Annotated in this window: 16 protein-coding genes and 1 pseudogene; 8 read left to right on the top strand and 9 right to left on the bottom strand. The window is 73.0% G+C overall.

All coding sequences use genetic code 11. The features are described 5' to 3' along the window. Positions 1-4: 4 nt before the first annotated feature. Positions 5-1,474: an aldehyde dehydrogenase family protein gene (locus ACIPSE_RS23810; RefSeq protein ID WP_401665380.1), complete on the bottom strand. Its 1,470-nt coding sequence runs from the start codon at positions 1,472-1,474 to the stop codon at positions 5-7. A gap of 209 nt (positions 1,475-1,683) precedes the next feature. Further along, positions 1,684-3,354: a choline dehydrogenase gene (gene betA, locus ACIPSE_RS23805; protein WP_401665377.1), complete on the bottom strand. Its 1,671-nt coding sequence runs from the start codon at positions 3,352-3,354 to the stop codon at positions 1,684-1,686. Positions 3,355-3,505: 151 nt separating this feature from the next. Between betA and ACIPSE_RS23800 the strand changes: the two genes are divergently transcribed. Beyond that, positions 3,506-4,303, top strand: a complete 798-nt coding sequence (locus tag ACIPSE_RS23800) for an IclR family transcriptional regulator (protein WP_401665375.1) — start codon at positions 3,506-3,508, stop codon at positions 4,301-4,303. On the opposite strand, the gene ACIPSE_RS23795 is transcribed toward ACIPSE_RS23800, so the two are convergent. Genes ACIPSE_RS23795 through ACIPSE_RS23785 form a run of 3 tightly spaced genes read right to left on the bottom strand, consistent with a single transcriptional unit; the run spans position 4,291 to position 7,014 of the window. After that, positions 4,291-5,445: an aromatic ring-hydroxylating dioxygenase subunit alpha gene (locus tag ACIPSE_RS23795; RefSeq protein ID WP_401665373.1), complete on the bottom strand. Its 1,155-nt coding sequence runs from the start codon at positions 5,443-5,445 to the stop codon at positions 4,291-4,293. The two genes, ACIPSE_RS23800 and ACIPSE_RS23795, sit on opposite strands and share 13 nt — an antisense overlap. Positions 5,446-5,491: 46 nt before the next feature. Continuing rightward, positions 5,492-6,655 (bottom strand): NAD(P)/FAD-dependent oxidoreductase, encoded by a 1,164-nt coding sequence (locus ACIPSE_RS23790; protein WP_401665370.1) that lies wholly within the window; start codon positions 6,653-6,655, stop codon positions 5,492-5,494. Next, positions 6,652-7,014: a bifunctional 3-phenylpropionate/cinnamic acid dioxygenase ferredoxin subunit gene (locus ACIPSE_RS23785; protein WP_401665368.1), complete on the bottom strand. Its 363-nt coding sequence runs from the start codon at positions 7,012-7,014 to the stop codon at positions 6,652-6,654. The genes ACIPSE_RS23790 and ACIPSE_RS23785 overlap by 4 nt, the downstream gene beginning before the upstream one ends. Before the next feature lie 474 nt (positions 7,015-7,488). Here ACIPSE_RS23785 and ACIPSE_RS23780 point away from each other — a divergent pair, with 474 nt between their 5' ends. The 3 genes from ACIPSE_RS23780 (at position 7,489) to ACIPSE_RS23770 (ending at position 10,189) form a co-directional block, all read left to right on the top strand. After that, entirely contained in the window at positions 7,489-8,115 is a 627-nt protein-coding gene (locus tag ACIPSE_RS23780) for a hypothetical protein (protein ID WP_401665366.1), read from the top strand. A 208-nt stretch (positions 8,116-8,323) separates the two neighbouring features. Then, on the top strand, positions 8,324-9,049 hold the full coding sequence (locus ACIPSE_RS23775; protein WP_401665363.1) for a DUF1775 domain-containing protein: 726 nt from the start codon (positions 8,324-8,326) through the stop codon (positions 9,047-9,049). A gap of 168 nt (positions 9,050-9,217) precedes the next feature. Then, positions 9,218-10,189, top strand: coding sequence for an NAD(P)-dependent alcohol dehydrogenase (locus ACIPSE_RS23770; protein ID WP_401665361.1), 972 nt, complete (start codon positions 9,218-9,220; stop codon positions 10,187-10,189). Here ACIPSE_RS23770 and ACIPSE_RS23765 read toward each other — a convergent pair. Beyond that, entirely contained in the window at positions 10,179-10,727 is a 549-nt protein-coding gene (locus ACIPSE_RS23765; RefSeq protein ID WP_401665358.1) for a MarR family winged helix-turn-helix transcriptional regulator, read from the bottom strand. The two genes, ACIPSE_RS23770 and ACIPSE_RS23765, sit on opposite strands and share 11 nt — an antisense overlap. A 70-nt stretch (positions 10,728-10,797) precedes the next feature. Here ACIPSE_RS23765 and ACIPSE_RS23760 point away from each other — a divergent pair, with 70 nt between their 5' ends. Then, positions 10,798-11,769, top strand: a complete 972-nt coding sequence (locus ACIPSE_RS23760; RefSeq protein ID WP_401665356.1) for a DMT family transporter — start codon at positions 10,798-10,800, stop codon at positions 11,767-11,769. 81 nt (positions 11,770-11,850) lie between these two features. On the opposite strand, the gene ACIPSE_RS23755 is transcribed toward ACIPSE_RS23760, so the two are convergent. Further along, positions 11,851-12,987, bottom strand: coding sequence for a serine hydrolase domain-containing protein (locus tag ACIPSE_RS23755; RefSeq protein ID WP_401665354.1), 1,137 nt, complete (start codon positions 12,985-12,987; stop codon positions 11,851-11,853). Between the two features lie 99 nt (positions 12,988-13,086). After that, positions 13,087-14,016 carry a LysR family transcriptional regulator gene (locus ACIPSE_RS23750; protein ID WP_401665352.1) on the bottom strand — a complete coding sequence of 310 codons (930 nt, stop codon included), beginning with the start codon at positions 14,014-14,016 and terminating at the stop codon, positions 13,087-13,089. Positions 14,017-14,099: 83 nt separating this feature from the next. Here ACIPSE_RS23750 and ACIPSE_RS23745 point away from each other — a divergent pair. Beyond that, positions 14,100-15,395 (top strand): annotated as a pseudogene (locus ACIPSE_RS23745) (MFS transporter); the annotation flags it as partial. 241 nt (positions 15,396-15,636) lie between these two features. Here ACIPSE_RS23745 and ACIPSE_RS23740 read toward each other — a convergent pair. Next, positions 15,637-16,866, bottom strand: coding sequence for a PP2C family protein-serine/threonine phosphatase (locus ACIPSE_RS23740; RefSeq protein ID WP_401665349.1), 1,230 nt, complete (start codon positions 16,864-16,866; stop codon positions 15,637-15,639). Positions 16,867-17,004: 138 nt separating this feature from the next. Between ACIPSE_RS23740 and ACIPSE_RS23735 the strand changes: the two genes are divergently transcribed. After that, positions 17,005-18,099 (top strand): serine hydrolase domain-containing protein, encoded by a 1,095-nt coding sequence (locus tag ACIPSE_RS23735; protein ID WP_401665347.1) that lies wholly within the window; start codon positions 17,005-17,007, stop codon positions 18,097-18,099. Between the two features lie 107 nt (positions 18,100-18,206). Continuing rightward, positions 18,207-20,639, top strand: coding sequence for a PP2C family protein-serine/threonine phosphatase (locus tag ACIPSE_RS23730; protein ID WP_401665344.1), 2,433 nt, complete (start codon positions 18,207-18,209; stop codon positions 20,637-20,639). Positions 20,640-20,652 lie beyond the last annotated feature (13 nt).

The following is a 20,652-nucleotide window of genomic DNA, read 5'->3' as shown; positions in this document are numbered from 1 at the left end:
GCGGTCAGCCGCGGAACCAGTGCTGCGGCCGGGGTTGGATGTTCTGCCAGATGTGCTTGGGCTCTCGGTACTCGTTCAGGCCGGTCGGTCCCAGCTCCCGGCCCACGCCCGAGTGCCCGAAGCCACCCCATTCCGCTTGCGGCACATAGGGGTGGTAGTCGTTGATCCACACGGTGCCGTGGCGCAGCCGACGGGCGACCCGCTGGGCCCGGCCCGCGTCCTGGGTCCAGACCGCGCCCGCGAGGCCGTACTCGGTGTCGTTGGCGATACGGACGGCGTCGTCCTCGTCGGTGAAGCGCTCCACGGTGAGCACGGGCCCGAAGGACTCCTCGTGCACGACACGCATGTCCTGGGTGCACTCGTCGAGGACGGTGGGCGGGTAGTAGTGGCCGTCCGCGAGCGCGGGGTCCTCGGGGCGGGCGCCGCCGCAGCGCAGGACGGCGCCCTCGGCGAGCCCGGCGGCGACGTACGCCTCGACCTTGTCGCGGTGCCGGGCGGAGATGAGGGCGCCGGTCTCGGCCTCGGGGTCGAAGGGGCCGCCGAGCCTGATCCGCCGTGCGCGGCGCACGAGTTCGTCGACGAACCGGTCGTGCAGGGCGTCCTCGACGACGAGCCGGGCGCCCGCCGAGCAGACCTGGCCGGAGTGCAGGAAGACGGCGGTGAGGGCGAAGTCGACGGCCGTCTCGAAGTCTGCGTCGGCGAAGACGACGTTGGGGTTCTTGCCGCCGAGTTCGAGGGCGACCTTCTTGACGCCCGCCGCGGCGGTGGCCATGAGGTGTCTGCCGGTCTCCAGACCTCCGGTGAAGGAGACCATGTCGACGGCCGGGTGCTCGGCGAGCGGGGCGCCGGCCTCGGGTCCGGCGCCGAGGACGAGGTTGGCGGTACCGGCGGGGAGTCCGGCCTCCTCCAGTGCCCTCATCAGCAGGACGGAGGTGGAGGGGGTGAGTTCGCTGGGCTTGAGGACGATCGTGTTGCCCGCGAGGAGAGCCGGGGCGACTTTCCAACTGGCCTGCAGCAGAGGGTAGTTCCAGGGGGTGATGAGGGCGCAGACGCCGACCGGCTCGTAGACGACCCGGCTGACGGCGTCGTCGCGTCCGGTGTCGATGGCCCGTCCGGCGTCGGTGCCCGCGAGGCCTCCGTAGTAGCGGAAGCAGGAGACGACGTCGGCGATGTCGTACTCGCTCTCCACCAACCGCTTGCCGGTGTCCAGGGATTCGGCGCGCGCGAACTGTTTGGCGTCGCGCTCCAGGATGTCGGCGGTGCGCAGCAGGAGGGCGCCGCGCTCCCGTTCGGGGGTGCGGGGCCAGGGCCCTTCGTCGAAGGCGTGGCGGGCCGCGCCGATCGCCGCCTCGGTGTCGGCGCGGGTCGCCTCCGACACCGTCGCCACGAGCGTGCCGTCGGCGGGACATCGGATCTCCCGGCGTCCGCCGGCCTCCGCGTCCCGCCATTCCCCAGCCACATACAGGTCTGCCACGCGCCGAGCCTTTCGAAAGAACTTCGTTGCGCATCGTGCACCGTATTGCTTGTGATGGAACACCCTGGCGAATGTCCTGACAGGCGTCAAGGGGTTCGCCGATGACGATTTCGCCATGCGGGCGATCACGCTCCCGCCTGTATACGACACCTATGCGGCGCCTTGGGTGCGCGGTCTCAACTACCGTCCGCCGCGCGGCACATGGCGTGCTACTCGGTTCGTTCGCGCGCGTCGCGGTGACGGTAGTAGACGGCCTTGGAGGGCTCCAGCGGCTCCTTGCCGAGGATCAGGTCGGCGGCCTTCTCGGCGATCATCATCACCGGCGCGTAGATGTTGCCGTTGGTGACGTACGGCATCACCGAGGCGTCGACCACGCGCAGCCCCTCGACGCCGTGCACGCGCAGGCCGGCGGGGTCCACGACGGCCATCTCGTCGGTGCCCATCTTGCAGGTGCAGGACGGGTGCAGGGCGGTCTCGCCCTCCTTCGCGACCCAGGCGAGGATCTCCTCGTCGCTCTCCACCCCGGGTCCCGGCGAGAGCTCGCCGTCGTTGTAGGGGGCGAGCGCGGGCTGGTCGAGGAGCCTGCGGGCCACGCGAATCGCCTCGACCCATTCACGGCGGTCCTGTTCGGTGGAGAGGTAGTTGAAGCGGAGCGCCGGGTGCTCGCGCGGGTCCCTGCTCCTGATCTTCACCGAGCCGACGGCGTCGGAGTACATGGGTCCGACGTGCACCTGGTAGCCGTGGCCGCCGGAGGGCGAGGAGCCGTCGTAGCGGACGGCGACGGGCAGGAAGTGGAACATCAGGTTGGGGTAGTCGACGTCGTCGTTGCTGCGCGCGAACCCGCCCGCCTCGAAGTGGTTGGTGGCCGCCGGGCCCTTGCGGAACAGCCACTGGAGGCCGATGAACGGGGCGCGCCACTTCGCCAGGTACGGCTGCATGGAGACGGGTTGTCTGCATCCGTACTGGACGTAGACCTCCAGATGGTCCTGGAGGTTCTCGCCCACGCCGGGGAGGTCGTGGACGACGTCGATGCCGAGGTCGCGCAGTTCGTCCGCGTTGCCGACGCCCGAGAGCTGGAGCAGCTGGGGCGAGTTGACGGCGCCGCCGCACAGGACGACCTCCTTGGCGCGCACCCGCTGCGGCGCTCCCCTGCCCCGCTGGTACTCGACACCGACGGCGCGCTTGCCCTCGAACAGGACACGGGTGACCAACGCCCGTGTCCTGACGGTGAGGTTGGGGCGTTTCATCGCCGGCTTGAGGTAGGCCTTGGAGGCGGAGAGCCGGCGTCCGCGGTGGACGTTGCGGTCGAACTTGGCGAAGCCTTCCTGCCGGTAGCCGTTGACGTCGTCGGTGGGTGCGTAGCCCGCCTCCTCGGTGGCCTTCTGGAAGGCGGTGAACAGGGGGTTGGTGGCCGGTCCGCGCTCCAGGACGAGGGGGCCGTCGTGGCCGCGGAACTCGTCGTCGGGGTCGGCGGCGAGGCAGTTCTCCATGCGCCGGAAGTAGGGCAGGCAGTGCGCGTAGTCCCAGCTCTCCATGCCCGGGTCGGCCGCCCAGCGTTCGTAGTCCATGGGGTTGCCGCGCTGGAAGATCATGCCGTTGATGCTGCTGGAGCCGCCGAGGACCTTGCCGCGCGCGTGGTAGACGCGACGGCCGCCCATGTGGGGTTCGGGCTCGGACTCGTACTTCCAGTCGTAGAAGCGGCTGCCGATGGGGTAGGTCAGCGCCGCGGGCATGTGGATGAAGACGTCCCACGGGTAGTCGGAGCGGCCGGCCTCCAGTACCAGCACCCGGTTCGCCGGGTCCGCGGTGAGTCTGTTCGCCAGTGCGCTGCCGGCCGAACCGCCCCCGACGATGACGAAGTCGTACTGAGCATCCGCCATGGTGCCTCGTCTCGCTCGCGCCAGAGATACGCCAGGCATGCTAGCGGCGGTGCCGCGATACGCACCAGGTTGCGAGCAACGCAACCTGGAACAGCTTGGTTTCGGTGTCGTTACTTGCCGTCGTGTTGTTTACTACGCGTATAGTTTCACTGTGAGCAACTACAGCACTGACACGGAAACATCGGGTTCACAGTCCGGCGGAGTCCAGTCGGTCGACCGCGCGATCAGCGTCCTGGAGATCCTCGCCCAGCGCGGCGAGGCGGGCGTCAGTGAGGTTGCGGGCGAGATCGACGTCCACAAGTCGACCGCGTTCCGGCTGCTCGGGGCGCTGGAGGCACGCGGTCTGGTCGAGCAGGCGGGCGAGCGCGGCAAGTACCGTCTGGGCTTCGGCATCGTGCGGCTCGCCGGGGCCGTCACGGGCCGTATAGACATCACCCAGCAGGGCCGCCCGGTGTGCGAGCGGCTCGCCGAGGAGATCGGCGAGACCGTCAACATCGCGGTCATGCAAGAGCACTTCGCGATCAACCTGTACCAGGTGCGCGGTCCCGGTGCGATCACCGCGCACAACTGGGTCGGCCAGCTCACCCCGCTGCACGCGACGTCGAGCGGCAAGATCCTGCTGGCGCACCTGCCCGCCAAGAAGCGCTCGGCGCTGCTGACCCGGTCGGGGCTGAGCAAGGAGACGCCCCGCACGATCACCGCGAAGACGAAGCTGGAGAGGAACCTCGCCGACGCGCGCGAGCACGGCTACGCCTTCACCCTGGAGGAGTTGGAGATCGGGCTGCACGCGATGGCCGCCCCGGTCCGCGACCGGGACGGAGCGGTGATCGCCGCGCTGAGCGCGTCCGGGCCCTCGTACCGCTTCACCGAGGAGCGGCTGCACGAGATGGCGCCGGTGCTGGTGAAGGGTGCCGAGGAGATCAGCATCCGGATGGGCTACCTCGGCTGAGGGACCGTGCCGGGCCGGGCGACGGCTCCGAGGCGTTCGCCGACCCAGTCGTGGAAGGCGCCGATGTGGTGCTCGCTGGGCACGAGGACGCCGCCCTTGGCGTACATCCGTGAACTCATCCCGGGCTGGGTGCGCTCGCAGGCGTCGAAGTCCTGCTGGTTGACGCGGTGGAACAGCTCCACGGACCGGCTGACGTCCTTGCCGCCGTCGACGACGTGCGGAAGGTAGAGCCAGTCGCACTCGACGACCGTGCGGTCGACGGCCAGCGGGTACATCCGGTGGAAGATGACGTGGTCGGGCACGAGGTTGATGAACACCTGCGGTTTGACGGTGATCGCGTAGTAGCGGCGGTCCTGATCCTGGGCGACGCCCGGTATCCGGTCCAGGCCCTCCGAGCCGTCGACCGTGAACCCTTGCACCTCGCGGCCGAACTCGGCGCCGTGGCCCACGTAGTACTGGGCGGCGTAGCCGTCGGCGAACTCCGGGAGCACCTCCGTGAGTTCGGGGTGGATGGTGGCGCAGTGGTAGCACTCCATGAAGTTCTCGACGATGAGCTTCCAGTTCGCCCGCACGTCGTAGACGATCCGCTTGCCCACGGTGAGGGAGTCGATGCCGTAGTGCTCGATCGACTCGACGTCCCCGAGCCGTTCGACGACCGCGCCCATCACGTCCTGTTCGAAGGAGGGCGGGTTCTCCGCGAGGCACACCCACACATAGCCGAGCCACTCCCGCACGGCGACGCTCACCAGCCCGAACTCGGTACGTCCGACGTCGGGCATCTTGGTCAGGTTGGGCGCGGCGACCAGCTTGCCGTCCAGCCCGTACGTCCAGGCGTGGTAGGGGCATTGGAAGGCCCGCTTGACCTCGCCGCTCTCCTCGGTGCAGAGCCTCGCGCCACGATGCCGGCACACGTTGAAGTAGGCGCGCACCGACCGGTCGCGGGCGCGGGTGACGAGGATGCTCTCGCGTCCGACGTCGACGGTGCGGAAGGCGCCGGGGGTCGGCAGATCGGCCGCCCGCGCGACACAGAACCACATCGTCTCGAAGATGCGCTCCTGCTCCTGGGCGAAGACCGCCGGATCCGTGTACGAGGATCCGGGGAGCGTGGCGATCAGGCTGTCCGGCAGTCCGGTCGGGGTCACGGTGCACTCCTCGGGAAGAGGGTCAGGACACGGGAGGGGTTCCGGTTCAGGCGGGCCGGGCGGCGAGTTGCCTGCGCAGGCGGGTGAACAGCCGCGGCTGGTTCATCCCGAGCACGGCGAGGGGGGTGTCGCCGCGCCGGTACACCGCGAGGACGTCACGGCCGTCCGCGCTGCCCGCCTCGACGGTGACGCTGTCCGCGCCCGCCGCGTGGCCCGCGAACTGGATCTTCACCCCGTACTGGTCCGACCAGAAGTACGGCGGTCTCGGCGGCGCCGGGTCCACCGCGCCGCCCGTGAGCAGGGCCGTGACGGCGGCGGCCGGACGTTCCAGCGCGCCGGTCCAGTGCTCGACCCTGCGGTGCGCGCCCGCGCCCGGGTCGTACCAGGCGGCGCAGTCGCCGACCGCGACGACTCCGGTGAGTGAAGTACGGCCGTCGGCACCGCACTTGACGCCGTCGTCGAGGGCGACGCCCGAGCCGTCCAGCCATCCGACGCAGGGCCGGGCACCCACTCCGACGACGACGATGTCCGCCGGGACGCTGGAGCCGTCGTCCAGGAGCACGGCCTCCACCCGCCGCTCCCCGCTGAGCCCTTTCACCCCGACGCCGCAGCGCAGTCGTACGCCGTGGTCGGTGTGGAGGCCGGAGACGACGGCGCCCATGGCCGGGCCGAGGGGTCCGGCGAGCGGGGTCGGGGCGGCCTCGACGACGGTCACGTCGAGGCCGAGGGCGTGGGCGGTGGAGGCGACCTCGGCGCCGACGAACCCGGCGCCGATCACCACCAGCCTTCCGCCCAGGGCGAGTTCGTCGCGCAGGGCGCGGGCGTCGTCGAGGGTGCGCAGGGTGTGCACGCCCGCGAGGTTCGCGGAACCGGGCAGGGTACGGGCGGCGGCGCCGGTCGCGAGGACGATCCCGTCGGTCCGTACGGTGCGTGCGTCGGAGAGCCGGAGGGTGCGGTCCGCGCCGTCGAGGGCGGTCGCGCGGACGCCGAGCAGCCATTCGGCGCCCAGATCCTCGTCGTCCGTCTCCAGCGCGAGATCCCTCTCGCCCATCGTGCCGACGAGGAACTCCTTCGACAACGGGGGCCGGTCGTAGGGGCGGTGGAGTTCGTCGCCGATGACGACGAGCCGTCCGTCGTAGCCCTGCCCCCGCAGCGCGCGGGCCGCGGAGAGGCCGGCCAGCGAGGCGCCCACCACGGCGACCGTCCTCACGCGGGCCCTCCGGCGAGCCGGGCGGCGATGCACGGCGGCAGGTTGGGCGCCTCGGTGGACAGCAGCACATGGATCGTGCCGTCCTCGACGACCACCTCGTGGGTGCGGACCGGGAGCTTGGCCGGCGGGGAGTCGACGGCACCGGTCCTGAGGTCGAACTTCGAGGCGTGCAACGGGCATTCCACCTCGCAGCCCTCCAGCCAGCCGTCGGCGAGCGAGGCGTCCTGGTGGGTGCAGGTGTCGTCGATGGCGAAGAGCTCGCCGTCGTCGGTGTGGAACACCGAGACCGGCGGATCGATGTCGAGCCGGTGGGCCTCGCCTCGCGGCAGATCCTCGAGACGGCACGCGGGAATCTTCATGACACCTCGGTGCGTATGACGAAACGGATTGCGATGAGCGCAACGCCAGTTTGAGGTCGGCTCCGAACGGTTGTCAAGGCGTCACAGAGCCTCGTTCACACCCGCTCGCGACCCGTTCCGACGGCAGCCCGAAGCGCCCGCCCCGCCTGCGTGAACAGGCGCAACAGGATTTCCAGTAAAGGGAGTTGGCTGACATCGGCGGCGGCGGTCGAGTCGCTCCCGCAGGACCGGCGCCGTCGCCGTCGGAGAAGCGCCACGGGACGCTCCGAGGTCCGGGCGGCCCCAAAGACGCGGGCCGATCGGCTTCGGGAGGTCCAGGGCCCGCACACCTCGACGCCTCATGGGTGGCACCACAGCATCGCGGCGCCCCACCCCGGGGTCAAGAAGCGGGCAGGCCGCCGGGATGAACGCGGCCCGTCCCGTTTCCGTACCGTCCTGCGCGCCACCGGCCCCATGACCCAAGATGGGCAGATCATGCACCAGCACGCCACCGACCGCCGCGCACCGCTGCCCGCCCTGCGGGCCGCGGTGTTCGCGGGCGTCGGCACGGCTCTGGGGGTGAGCGCCCACCATCTGTCCGGCGAGGTGACGGTGCCGTGGGCGCAGGGTTCGGCGGTCGCCGCCGGGCTGTTCCTGCTGGGTCTGGTCGGAGTGCGGCGCCCGCGTCACGCGGTCACGGTCGTCGCGTGCAGCGTGGCGGGCCAGTCGGGTCTGCATCTGTGGCTGACGCTCACGACACACACGCCCCGCACCCCCATGACCCATGACCATATGCACCATGGCGCGCACGCTCACGGGCACGACTCCGTCGCCATGACGGCGGCGCACACGCTGGCCGCCGTGCTCGTCGCGCTGCTGCTGCACCGCGCGGACACGGCCTGCTGGACACTGGCCCGCGGTCTCACCGCGCTGTTCGGTGCGGCGGGCGCGCATGTCCGCGCCGCGCGGACGCTGTCGGGGCGGCCGGGGCCGGTCGGAACACCGGGGGCGCCGGTCCGGGTACGGGCGGAGGACGCGCGGCCGAGGTCCGCCGCCCCCGTCCTGGCCTACGCGGTGGTACGGCGGGGACCTCCCGCGGGGTGCGCGGCTCTCGTCGCCTGACGCGACCACCGGGCGACGGCCCACGGCTGTCAACTGACGGCTGACGGCTGACGGCTGACGGCTGACGGCTGACGGCTGACGGCTGACGGCTGACGGCTGACGGTGCATTCCCGTCAACCGGCCGCCGCCCAGGAGCGCTTGTCGACCGACCCCACCGGAACGCCCGACCGACGGCGTCCGGCCATACCCCCCTGCCTTGGAGACACCCATGTCCGCGCGCATCACCCACCGCCTCGCCTTCGCCACGGCCACCGCGGCGACCGCCGTACTGCTCACGGCCGTTCCGGCCGCCGCCCATGTCGAGGTCGAGTCCGAGAACGCCCAGGCGCTCGCCGAGAACGTCGAACTCACCTTCACCGCCGAGTCGGAGTCGGCCACCGCCGGGATCAGCCAGATCCAGGTGGTGCTGCCCGAGGGCATCGCCCCGTCCGACGTGTCGTACGGGCAGGGCCCGGCCGGCTGGAAGTTCAGCACCACCGACGACGGCTACACCGTCAAGGGCACCGCCCTGAAGGTCGGCGGCGACGCCGAGTACTCCGTCGTCGTACGGCAGTTGCCGGACGCGAAGGAGCTGGCGTTCAAGACGCTCCAGAGCTACAGCGACGGCGAGGTCGACCGGTGGATCGAACTGGGCGGGGCGGAGGGCGACGACCACGGCGACGGCAACCCGGCCCCGACCCTGAAGCTGAAGGCGGCGGCCCCCGGCGCCACGACGGTCAGCCCGACCCCGAGCGCGCCGGAGAGCCCCGCCGCGTCGCCCACGCAGGAGGCACCGCGGGAGCAGGAGAGCAGCACGCCGCAGGCCGCCGCCACCGAGCAGGACGACGACGGCGGACTGTCCGCGGGTGCCTGGATCGGCATCGCGGCGGCGGTGCTGGCCGGGGCGGCGGCCGTCGCCTTCGTCGTGCGACGCCGGGGCACCGCCGGCGCGTAGCACGGCGGGCACGGCTCAACGGCCCCTGTTCTCCCGGTGGTTCGGGAGAACAGGGGCCGTTCCGCGTTCCGTGCCGCACAGGGACTGGCCGTCGGGCCGTGCGCCGAGGACGATCCGAGTACGTGCATCCGGCTACGTGGAGACGACCCCGTGCCAGGGAGGGCCCCGATGAAGGCGATCGTCCAGGACGCGTTCGGCTCCGCCGACTCACTGCGGCTGCGGGACATCGACCGTCCCGTGCCCCGTGACGACGAAGTGCTCGTCGAGGTGCGGGCCGCCGGGGTCGACCCGAGCGTGTGGCATCTGATGACGGGGCGGCCCTACGTCGCCCGCCTCAGCCCGCAGGTCGGACTGCGCAGGCCCGCCCGCGCGGTGTGCGGCTGGGACGCGGCGGGGCGGGTGGAGGCGGTGGGGTCGAAGGTGACCGGGGTCAAGCCGGGCGAGGAAGTGTTCGGGCAGTGTGCCGGTTCGTTCGCCGAGTACGCGACCGCCAAGCCCGATCAGCTCGCCCCGCTGCCCGCCGGGCTCTCCTTCGAGCAGGCGGCGGTACTGCCCGTCTCGGCCGTGACCGCCCTCCAGGGGCTGGAGGTGGCCCGTCCGCGGCCCGGCCAGAAGGTGCTGGTCATCGGCGCGTCCGGCGGTGTGGGCACCTACGCGGTGCAGCTCGCCGTCCACTACGGCGCCGAGGTGACCGGCGTGTGCGGCCCCTCGGCCGCCGACCTGGTGGGCTCGCTGGGCGCGGCGCACGTCATCGACTACACGCGGGAGGACATCACCGCGCGCGGCACCCGCTACGACTTCATCCTCGACTCCGCCGGGAACCGCCCCCTGTCCCGGCTGCGCAGCGTCCTCGCCCCGCGGGGCACGGTCGTGTTCGTCGGGGGCGAGGACGGCGGGCCGTTCCTGGGCGGCATGGACCGGTGGGCCCGTGCCGCGGTGCTCTCGGCCTTCGTGAAGCAGCGGTTCCGGCCACTGTTCGCGATCACCCGGCAGCGGGACCTGCTCACGCTGAAGGCGCTCGCCGAGCAGGGCGTGATCACCCCGGTCGTCGACCGCGCCTATCCGCTGGCGGAGGCGGTCGCCGCCGTACGGCATCTGGAGAGCGGGCATCCTCGGGGCAAGCTGGTCGTCACGGTGTGACCGGGCCGTCCTGTTCAGGGGGTTCCACGCGGGACAGCCAGGTGGTGAGCAGGAGTTCGAGGGTCGCGGCCTCGGCGGGCGTGAGCAGGTCCAGGAGGCGGCGCTCGTTGCGCATGTGGTCGGTGAAGGCCCGGTCGACGAGTTCACGGCCGGGGCGGGTGAGGGCGACGATCCGGGCGCGCTGGTCGTCCTCGGAGCGGCGGCGTGTGACGAGTCCGGCGCGCTCCAGCCGGTCGAGGCGCTTGGTCATGGCGCCGGTGGTGACCATGGTGTGCGCGGCGAGTTCACCGGGGGCCCGTTCGTAGGGCTCACCGGCGCGGCGCAGGGCGCACAGGACGTCGAACTCGCCCTCCCCGAGGCCGTAGCGGCCGTACACGAGGCAGAGTTCCTCGGTCAGCCGGTCGGCGAGCCGGTGCAGCCGTCCGATCACGCCCTGCGGGGTGACGTCGAGGTCGGGCCGCTCACGGCGCCAGTCGTCCTGGATGCGGGCCACGCGGTCCACCGGGCGCGCGCTGTCCATGCCCTCCCCTTCCGCCATGTGCCGCTCCGTCCCTCGCCGGTTCTCCGCACTGGACAATATACCTTCCCGGGAAGCTATATTGTCTTCCATGGAAGGTAATCTGCGGTGGGTGGCACTGACGGCGACGGCGCCGGTGGCCTGGGGAGCCAACTACTACGTGACACACGCGTTCCTGCCGCCGGACAGTCCGCTGTACGGGGCCGCGCTGCGGGCACTTCCCGCCGGCCTCGTGCTGCTGGCCCTGTGCCGCAGCCGGCCGCGCGGGGTGTGGTGGGGGCGGGCGGCGGTCCTCGGGCTGCTCAACGTGAGCGTGTTCTTCGTCCTCGTCTACGCCGCCTCCATGCTGCTGCCGACGAGCGTCGCCTCGACGGTCATGGCCGCCGCGCCGCTCACGATGATGCTCATCGCCTGGCCCCTGGTGGCGGAGCGGCCGAGCGCCGCGCATCTGCTGGGGGCGGCGGTCGGCCTCGGCGGGGTCTGCCTGATGCTGCTGAGCGGGGCGGACGCGGTGAGCGGGGCGGGTGTGCTGGCGTCGGCGGGGGCGATGCTGGTGTCGTCGTTCGGGCACATCCTGACCAAGCGGTGGAACGCGGGGACCGACGTGCTCGCCTCGACCGCGTGGCAGCTCACCGCCGGTGCGCTGCTGCTGCTCCCGGTCGCCGCGGCCGTCGAGGGGGCGCCGCCCGCGCTCTCCGCGTCGGCGCTCCTCGCGTTCGGCTATGTCTCCGTGATCGCGACGGCACTGGCGTTCACCGTGTGGTTCGCGGGGCTGCGGCATCTGCCGGCGGGCACGGTGGGGCTGATCGGCCTGCTCAATCCCGTCACGGGGGTGCTGCTCGGCACGGCGGTCGCCGGTGAGGTGCTCACGGGCAGACAGCTGGGCGGCCTGGCCCTCGTCCTGACCGGCGTGGCCCTGGGCCGCCCGTCCCGCCGTCCGACCCGCCGTCCGGCCCCGGCGCCGCCCCGGCCCGGCTTCCCCTCCCCCCGCGAGTGCGAGACGGAGGGGCGACCGGTCGACGGCACGGCGCGCGGGAGGCCGGAGACGCCTATGAGCCCGTGAGCGGTGCGGGGGCCGGTGGAGCCGCCTCGTGGCCGCGGAGCGCGCGACCCGCCTCGACGACGGACCCCGGGCGCCCGTCCGTCACTTCAGCAGCGCGCAGACGAACTTCTCCTCGATCGCCCGGAGTCGGCGCAGCCCCTCCGGGTCGTTCTTCTCGTTGATCTGGGAGGTGATGGAGAACGTCAGGGAGCGCCCGCCGTCCGGGGTGGCGGCGATGAACTGGGTGTAGCCGAGGGTGTTTCCGGTGTGCCCGAGGACGACACCGCAGCGGGTGGCGTAGCGGAAGAGGGCGAGGCCCGCCGAGTTGCGGCCGGGTCCGGGCGGTCCCGAGGTGCCGTCGACCCAGGCGCGCTGCTCGTGGGTGACGTGCGCGCCGAACAGGGCGCCGCCGACGTATCCGCGGACGAACCGGCTCATGTCGAGGGGCGTGGAGACGATGCCGCCCGAGGCCCAGACCCCGGACATGCCGATGGCCTCGCTGACGTCCTCGCCGTCGGCGTCGTAGCCGTGGAGGTAGGGGCGGGGCATCCGGTAGCCCTGCGGGAGGCTCGTGGCGTGCAGGCCGAGGGGGCGGTAGACGAGGTCGCGGAGCAGGTTCTCGTAGCGGGCGCCGGTGGCCGCCTCGGCCATCAGGGCGACGGCGATGTTGTCGGAGTTGGAGTACCGGTAGCGGCTGCCCGGGGTGAACAGGAGCTTCTTGTCCGCCACGTAGTCGAGGAGGCGGCGGGAGTCGAAGCGGTGGTGCGGGTCAGCGCGGATGACATCGAGGAACGCGGTGCTCTCGGAGTAGTCCGGCAGTCCGCTGGTGTGCTGGAGGAGCTGGCGCAGGGTCACCGCGCCCCAGCGGCGCGGCAGGTCGGGCAGGCGCTCGCGGAGCGTGTCGTCGAGGCCGAGGGCGCCCCGGTCGACGAGGGAGAGGGCGACCGCGCCGCTGTACGCCTTCGCGGTGCTCGCGATGCGCATGTGGTCGCGCACCCGGGGTGGCCGTCCGGTGCGGGTGTCGGCGACGCCCGCCGTGACGACCTGGGTGTTCCAGCCGCGCCGCAGCACGGCGACGGCGCCGGGCGGACCGCCCTCGGCGTGCACGAACCGGTCCAGCTGGGCCTGGAGGTCGTGGTGGTCGTCGTCGGGTCTCGAGGTCGCGGCGGCGGGCGGGGCCAGCACGGCGGTGCAGACCACGGCGGCGCAGGCCGCTCGCAGGACGGTGCGCAAAAGCATGGGGACGCTCCCGGGAGGACGGGTCGGTACGGCGCGTCCAGCCTCACCGCGACCCGGCACGGTCTGCTCCTCGTGCTGCTGCATCCGGCCCAGCGGCGGTCAGCGCGCCCAGTGCGGGGTCCAGGTGCCGGCGTCGGGGCTCGAGCGCCGCCCGGTGTCGAGATGGGTGCGCAGGGCGGTCAGCGCGGGGTGGGGGTTGTCGGTGCGCCACAGCAGGGAGTGCGGGTACACGGGCGTCGGGTCGCGCAGCGGGATGCGGCGCAGGTCCTGGTGGGCGGGCCAGACCAGGCGCGTCTGCGCGCCGACGAGGGTGGCGAGGGCGGCGGATTCGGCGATCGTGTCGAGGAGGGGATCGGTGCCGAAGTCGGGTCCGGTGGCCTCGATGGTGAGGCCGAACGCGGCGGCCAGGGCGTCGTAGTAGTCGGCCCATTCGGTACCGGGGACGAGTCCGGGCATCCAGATGCGGTGCCCGGCGAGCCGGTCCGGGGTGAGGGCGCGGGCGCCGGCCAGGGGGTGGCGGGGTCCGGTGAGGAGCTGGACGGGCTCGTCGTGGACCCGGGCGGCGGCGATGCCCTCGGGGAGGCGTCCGGCGGGTGCGGTGACGGCGCGGAACGACGCGTCGATCGTGCCGGAGCGGACCGCCGCGAGGGCCTCCTTGACGTCGAAGAGGGTCACCACGTCCAGTTCGGTCCCGGGGTGCGCGCGGTGGAAGGCGCGCAGCACGTCCGCGGGGGCGAGGCGGCGTCCGATGACGTCCACGCGCAGGGCGCGCCGCCCCGGCCGCACGGAGGCGACGGCGCGGTCCTCGGCGTCGAGCAGGGCCCGGGCGTGCGGGAGGAAGGCCTGTCCGTCGATGGTGAGGCGCACACCGCGCGCGGTGCGGGTGAAGAGCCGTACGGCCAGTTCCTTCTCCAGGGCGGCGATCCGCTTGGAGACGGCCTGCTGGGTCACCGCGAGGGCCGCGGCGGCGTCCTGGAAGCGGCCTTCCTCGGCGGCGGTGACGAAGGTGCGTACGGCGGCGAGGTCCATGACGGCCATCGTAGGGACACAACCATCGGTTGTGGCCGGGCCGCGTGAGGGTTGTTTGATCCCGGATGCCGGGGCCCGCTTGGATGTGCGTGGCCCGAAGGCGTCCCGCGAGGGGCTCCAGGGAGGCGGACCAGGAGAGGCGGGGGACGGTGGGGCGTGCCTTCGGGTGGCTGTGGGCGGCGTTCGCGGTCAGTTCGTTCGGGACATGGCTCGCCTTCGACGCGTTTCCGCTGATCGCGGTGCTCGTGCTGGACGCCTCCCCCGCGCAGGTGTCGGTGCTGGCGGCGGCCGGGCTCGCGGTGGGCGCGCTGGTGGCGGTGCCGTTCGGCCCGTGGGTGGAGTTCCGCCGCAAGCGGCCGGTGATGGTCGCCATGGACCTGGTCCGGTGCGCCGCCCTGCTCACCGTGCCCCTCGCCTACGCGTTCGGCCTGCTCACCTTCGTACAACTCGTGGTTGTGTCGGTGGTGGTGGCCACGGCGGACATCGCGTTCACGGCGGCCTCCGGCGCGTGTCTGAAGGCGTTGCTGCCGCGCGAGAAGCTGCTGGCGGCCAACGGGCGGTTCGAGATGACGACGTGGACGGCGACGATGGTCGGGCCGCCGCTCGGCGGGGTGGCGATCGCCGTGCTCGGGCCGGTGACGACCGTCGCCGTGAACGCGGTCAGTTTCCTGCTCTCGGCGCTGGGCGTGCGCGCGATGGGCGGCGACGAGTCCCCGCCGCCGCGTCCCGCGACCCGTACGGGGCTGACGGCCCGGGAGCTGCTGGGCGGCTGGCGGTTCCTGCTCGGGCACGCGGCGCTGCGCCCGCTGTTCCTCAACACGCTGGTGGTCAACGGGCTGATCATGGCGCAGGCGCCGCCGCTGGCCGTCCTCATGCTGGGCGGTCTGCACTTCGCGCCCTGGCAGTACGGTCTCGCGTTCGCGGTGCCGTGCGCGGGCGGGCTGATCGGCTCACGGATCGCCCGGCCGCTGGCCGCACGGTACGGGCGGCGCCGGGTCATGGTCGTCGCGGGGACGGCCCGGGTCTGCTGGCCGGTCGGGCTGGCGTTCGTGCACGCCGGGCCGAGCGGGCTGCTGCTCTTCATGGCCGTGGAGTTCGGGCTGATCACCTGTGCGGCGGTGTTCACCCCGGTGGTCTCCACGTACCGCCTGGAGCAGGCTCCGCCCGACCGGGTGGCGCGGACGCTGTCCGCGTGGACCGTCTCCGGCAAGGCGACGACCGCCGCGTTCACCGCCGTGTGGGGACTGCTGGCCGCCCTGGCCGGTCCCCGGGCCGCCGTCGCGGTGGCCGGGCTGCTGGCGCTGGCCACACCGCTGCTGCTCATCGGGCTGCGGGCCGATGCCGTGGAGGTGGCGGCAGAGGTGGCCGCAGAGACGACCTCGGCGCCGGCCGCGGAGCCGACCACGGCGGCGACGCCGGAGACGGTCCCGGAGCCGACCACGGAGGCGGTCATCGGGTCGGTCCCCGAGACGCCCACGGCGCCGACCACGGCGGCGACGCCGGAGACGGCCCCGGAGACGGTCCCGGAGCCGACCACGGAGACGGCCCCGGAGGCGGTCCCGGAGACGGCCGCCGACCCGGCGCCGTCAACGTCCCCGACCGCAGTCGAGGACGGCGGGATCACAGCCGCACGATGATCAGCGCCGTGTCGTCCGTCGCCCCCTCCGGCGGCAGCAGCTCCAGCAGCACGGCGTCCGCGAGGGCCTCCGGTTCCGCGGCCCGGTGCCGGGCGAGGGAGTCGGCGAGGCGGGCGAGCCCGGAGTCGAGGTCCTCGCCCCGGCGCTCCACCAGCCCGTCCGTGTACAGCACCAGCTTGGCGCCCTCGGTGAACCCCGTCACCGCCTCCGGCCGCGCCACCGGGTCGGGGCTGGCGTCGAGCGGGGGGTCGGTCGCCTCGTCGAGGAACCGGACGGTGCCGTCGGCCTCGACGAGCGCGGGCGGCAGGTGCCCGGCGCTGCTGTAGGTGATGGAGCGGGCGTCGAAGTCGACGAAGGTGGTGACGGCGGTGGCGGACTCGGCGCCGGGCACGACCCGCGCGTACCGGCCGAGGACGTCGAGCGCCTGGGCCGGTCCGGCGGCGACCCGGGAGGCGGCGCTGAGCGCGCTGCGCAGCTGGCCCATCACACAGGCCGCCGCGAGACCGTGCCCGACGACGTCGCCGACGGCCACGCAGATCCGGTCGCCGCCGATCCGCTCGACGAGGTCGTACCAGTCGCCGCAGACGTTCAGCGCGCCCACGGCGGGCCGGTAGCGCACGGCGGCCCGGTGGTCGCGTACCTGGAGCAGCGCCGGGAGCATCGCGCTCTGGAGGGCGAGCGCCACCTCGCGCTCGCGGGCATGGGCCTTCCTGAGCCGTTCGTTGACCTCCTGGAGCTCCCGGGCCCGCAGATACAGCTCCGCCTCCAGGGCGCGCGCCCGGGTGCCGACCGGGCCGCCACGGGCCCGGACGAACTCGGTGACCTCCTCGACCCGGTGGACCAGCAGCGCGACCTTCCCGTCAGGACCGAACACCGGGGCGTTGACCGGGCTCCAGTAGCGCTCGTCCCAGCACCCCGGCTGCTCCAGCGACTGCACGTCGTAGCGCTGCACGGCCATGGTGTCGCGTTCGCCGGTGGCCAGGACGCGGTGCAGGGAGGCCGCGAGGTTGCGCATGCCGCTGGCGGCCGGGTCGTCGGGGTTGTCCGGGAAGACGTCGAAGAGGTAGTTGCCGACGAGCTGCTCCCGGCTGCGCCCGGACATCCGGACGAACTCCTCGTTGGCATCCACGTACACCAGCTCGGGAGTGAGCACCGCGACCATGCCGGGGAACGCCTGGAACACGCCCGCGTAGTCGATCCCGGGTTCCGCCATGGCTCAGCCGCCTCACTACCGTTATCGCATCACATCCCACGATATGAGGTGGCCGTCCGGAATCCACCCCGATCCCCTGATCCCCACCCGAAGGAAATCCGGTTGCCCCGGCCCTAGCGCGCGGTTTGGATGTGCCGCATGGCAGACATCCAGGGCTCGTACGACGATCTGTTCGTGGCGGTTCCGAACGTGCTGGCAGCGCTGCTGGACGCCGGGGACGCCGGTGGTTCGGTCGCGGTCCTCGTGGACGGCGAGCCCGTGGTGGACGTGTGGGGCGGCCATGCCGACGCCGCGCGCACGGTGCCCTGGGAGCGGTCCACGCTCACCTGCGTCCACTCGGTGACCAAGACGATGACCGCGCTCACCGCGCTGATCCTCGTGGACCGGGGCGAACTCGACCTGGACGCGCCCGTCGCCCGCTACTGGCCGGAGTTCGGCGCGGACAAGGTCGTCGTCCGGCACGTCCTGTCGCACACCGCAGGACTGCCCGACTTCGACGGACCGGTCGAGGAGCTGTACGACTGGCCGGCGGTCACCGCCCGGCTCGCCGCCCTGCGGCCGCAGTGGGAGCCGGGCACGGCCGCCGGGTACCACTCGCTGACCTTCGGGTTCCTGGTGGGCGAGGTGGTACGCCGGATCACCGGCCGCACGGTCGGCGAGTTCTTCGCCGAGGAGGTCGCCCGGCCGCTCGGAGCCGACTTCCACATCGGCCTGTCCCCCGCCGACGACCACCGCGTCGCGCTCGGCCTGCCGCCCCGGGGACAGGACGAGAACTACACCGCCCGCGCCGCCGGTGCACCGGGCCCAGGGGCCGGGACGGCGATCCGGCTGCGCGACGCCAACGGCATCCCCTGGCGGCGTTCCCAGATCCCCGCGGCGAGCGGCTACGGCAACGCCCGCTCGGTCGCCCTCGCCCAGTCGGTCCTCGCGTGCGGCGGAACCGTGGGCGGGGTACGGGTGCTGTCCGCCGACGCCGCGGAGCTCGCGCGGGAGCCGCAGTTCGACGGCGAGGACCGGGTGCTGGGCATCCCGGTCCGCTGGGGCCTCGGCTACGGCCTGTTCGGCGGCACCTTCGGCTGGGGCGGCTGGGGCGGCTCGCTCGTCATGGTCGATCCCGAGGCGCGCATGGCGGTGGCGTACGTGACGCACCAGATGCGGGAGCCCGAGAAGGACCAGCGGGGGCTGGAGATCGTGTCCGCCACCTACGAGGGCCTCCAGGGGCTGCGCGTCTGATCCCCCCGTCCCCGCCCGTCCGGGTGCGGGACCGGTGCCCCTGGGCGCATTCTTGCTGTGTCGCCCTCCGGCGGGCGGCCACGGGACGAGGCAGGGCCGATGGCTTGATGGCTGGAAGCGGCAGGGACGCGCACCACGCGCCGGGAAGGCTGGCCGCGCTGCTGATCGACGCCTCGACGGAGGCGATCGGCACGGCGGGCGGTCACGCGGGCGGGATCTACCTGCGCTCGCACACCCCGGGCCTGCTGAGGCTGGCGGTGCTGGCCGGGCTGCCGGGGCCGCTGTTCCGCCCCTGGTGGCGGATGCACAGCGACCGGCCGTTCCCGGTCGCCGACGCCTACCGGCTCGGGGTGCAGGTGGTGCTCCCGAACTCCACGGAGACCATGCGCCGCTATCCGCAGTTCGCGGCCGGGCTGCCGTTCCAGTTCGGGTCGCTGTACGTGCCGGTGACGGGCCCGTCGGGGACGTACGGGGTGCTGACGGTGCTGCGGCCCGCCGCCGCGGACACCGCCGAGCTGTCGCCCGCGCGCGAGCGGGTGGCCCGCGTGGCGGAAGAACTGGCCGCGCGCCTGGAGAACCTCCCGGAGGCCGTCGCCTGGGACGGCGAGCCGCTGTGCGTGCGCCCGCCGGCCGCGCATCCCTCCACCGGACGTCTCGGCCGGTTCGCCTGGGACCCGGCGGCCGGGGTGGTGACCGTCGACGCGCCCTTGCAGGCCCTGCTGGGGGTGGAGCTCGACGGCACCGTGGAGGCGCTGGCCGAGGCGGTGTCGCCCACCGACGCGGAACGGGTGCTGAGCGCGCTGCGGGGAGCGGCCGGGGACGAGCCGCCGTCGCTGCCGCTGTACGTGCGGGCGGCGGACGGCGGGCTGCGGCTGATGGAGTTCTGGACCCCGGACAGCGACCGCTCCGGCTCCGGCACCCGGCCCATCCGCGGGTTCGTCCTCGACCCCGGGCCGTCGTCGGCGGCCGACGCGGCGGCCGACCTCCTCCCGGAGGGCGTCTTCTGCCTCGACCGGCTCGGCCTGGTCGCCTACGCCAATCCGCGCGCCGCCCAGCTCCTGCGCCGCCCGCGCGACCTGCTCCTCGGACGCCCGCTGTGGGACGGCGTTCCGTGGCTGAACCAGCCAGACCTGGAGGACCATCTGCGCAGCGCCCTGCTGTCGCCGGAACCCGCCCATCTGGAGCTGCGGCATCCCACCGACGGCGACTGGCTGGCACTGTCGGTCTACCCGGGTCCGGACGTGCTGACCTGCACGGTCAAGCCGACGAGCCGCCTTGAGGAGGCCCCGGAGCCACCGGTCTCGGACACGTCGTCGCTCGCGCCCCTGTACCGTCCGATCGTCCTGGCCATCGCCCTGACCGAGGCGGTCACCGCCCGTCAGGTGTCCGAGGTGGTGATGCGGGAGCTGCTGCCCGCGTTCGGCGGCCGGCGGCTGGCCCTGTACCTGCTCCAGGACCGGCATCTGTACCTGGCGTGGGAGTCGGGCTTCCCTCCGGGGTTCCTCGCCCCGTTCGAGGGGGTGGGTCTGGACGAGCGGCTGCCCGGGGTCGAGACGCTCACCACCGGGCGCCCGCTGTTCTTCGACTCGATGGAGCAACTGGGCGCCGCCTACCCGGGCATGGACATGGACGCGACCGAGGGCGCCCGCGCCTTCCTGCCGCTGATCGCCTCGGGCCGTCCGGTCGGCTCGTGCATCCTCGGCTTCGACCGGCCCCGCGACTTCAGCGGCGAGGAACGCTCGGTGCTCACCGCGCTGGCCGGACTGATCGCCCACGCCATGGAGAAGGCGAAACGCTACGAGAGCGAGGCCACGCTCGCCCGCGGCCTCCAGCAGGCCCTGCTCCCGCGCCGGTTGACGGACCATCCGCTGCTGGAGACCGCCGGGCGCTATCTGCCCGGCACCCAGGGCATGGAGGTCGGCGGCGACTGGTACGACGTCGTCGAGTCGGGCGACGCGCTCGCCCTGGTCATCGGGGACGTCCAGGGCCACGGGGTGCAGGCGGCGGCGACCATGGGCCAACTCCGCAGCGCGGTAAGGGCCTTCGCGCTCGGCGACCATCCGCCGGACGAGGTGATGAGCGGCACGAACCATCTCCTCATCGACCTCGACCCGGGCCAGTTCGCGAGCTGCTGCTACATCCGCCTGGACCCCACGACCGGCCTCGCGAGGGCCGCACGCGCCGGGCATCCCCCGCCGCTGCTCCGCGAGCCCTCGGGCGGCACCCGCGTGCTGGAGCTGGCGGGCGGTGTCGTCCTCGGTGTGGACCCGCACGCCCGGTACCCCGTAACGGAGTTCACGGTCCATCCGGGCGCCATGCTGGCCCTGTACACCGACGGTCTGGTGGAACGGCCGGGGCAGGACATCGAGGACGGCATCGGCACCCTCCGGGTCGCCCTCACCCGGGCCGGCGGCCCCACCGGGCGGCTCGCGAGCGTCGCCGACCGGCTCACCACGACGGCCCGCAGCCTGGCCGACCGGCCCGACGACATCGCCCTGTTGCTGGCGACACGGCGGGCCAGGGCTCGGGGGAACGGGTGAGGGAGGGCGGGGC

The sequence above is a fragment of the Streptomyces sp. NPDC090106 genome (assembly GCF_044747265.1).
Taxonomy (GTDB): Bacteria; Actinomycetota; Actinomycetes; order Streptomycetales; family Streptomycetaceae; genus Streptomyces.
Note: the sequence above shows the minus strand (reverse complement) of the source record. Positions and strands in the feature narration are given on the sequence as shown.

Coding starts and splice junctions, on each gene's coding strand:
- ACIPSE_RS23760 (WP_401665356.1), top strand. CDS start 10,798: ATGGAAGGTAATCTGCGGTGGGTGGCACTGACGGCGACGGCGCCGGTG.
- ACIPSE_RS23730 (WP_401665344.1), top strand. CDS start 18,207: ATGGCTGGAAGCGGCAGGGACGCGCACCACGCGCCGGGAAGGCTGGCC.
- ACIPSE_RS23740 (WP_401665349.1), bottom strand. CDS start 16,866: ATGGCGGAACCCGGGATCGACTACGCGGGCGTGTTCCAGGCGTTCCCC.
- ACIPSE_RS23785 (WP_401665368.1), bottom strand. CDS start 7,014: ATGAAGATTCCCGCGTGCCGTCTCGAGGATCTGCCGCGAGGCGAGGCC.
- betA (WP_401665377.1), bottom strand. CDS start 3,354: ATGGCGGATGCTCAGTACGACTTCGTCATCGTCGGGGGCGGTTCGGCC.
- ACIPSE_RS23765 (WP_401665358.1), bottom strand. CDS start 10,727: ATGGCGGAAGGGGAGGGCATGGACAGCGCGCGCCCGGTGGACCGCGTG.
- ACIPSE_RS23750 (WP_401665352.1), bottom strand. CDS start 14,016: ATGGACCTCGCCGCCGTACGCACCTTCGTCACCGCCGCCGAGGAAGGC.
- ACIPSE_RS23735 (WP_401665347.1), top strand. CDS start 17,005: ATGGCAGACATCCAGGGCTCGTACGACGATCTGTTCGTGGCGGTTCCG.
- ACIPSE_RS23770 (WP_401665361.1), top strand. CDS start 9,218: ATGAAGGCGATCGTCCAGGACGCGTTCGGCTCCGCCGACTCACTGCGG.
- ACIPSE_RS23780 (WP_401665366.1), top strand. CDS start 7,489: ATGCACCAGCACGCCACCGACCGCCGCGCACCGCTGCCCGCCCTGCGG.
- ACIPSE_RS23755 (WP_401665354.1), bottom strand. CDS start 12,987: ATGCTTTTGCGCACCGTCCTGCGAGCGGCCTGCGCCGCCGTGGTCTGC.
- ACIPSE_RS23775 (WP_401665363.1), top strand. CDS start 8,324: ATGTCCGCGCGCATCACCCACCGCCTCGCCTTCGCCACGGCCACCGCG.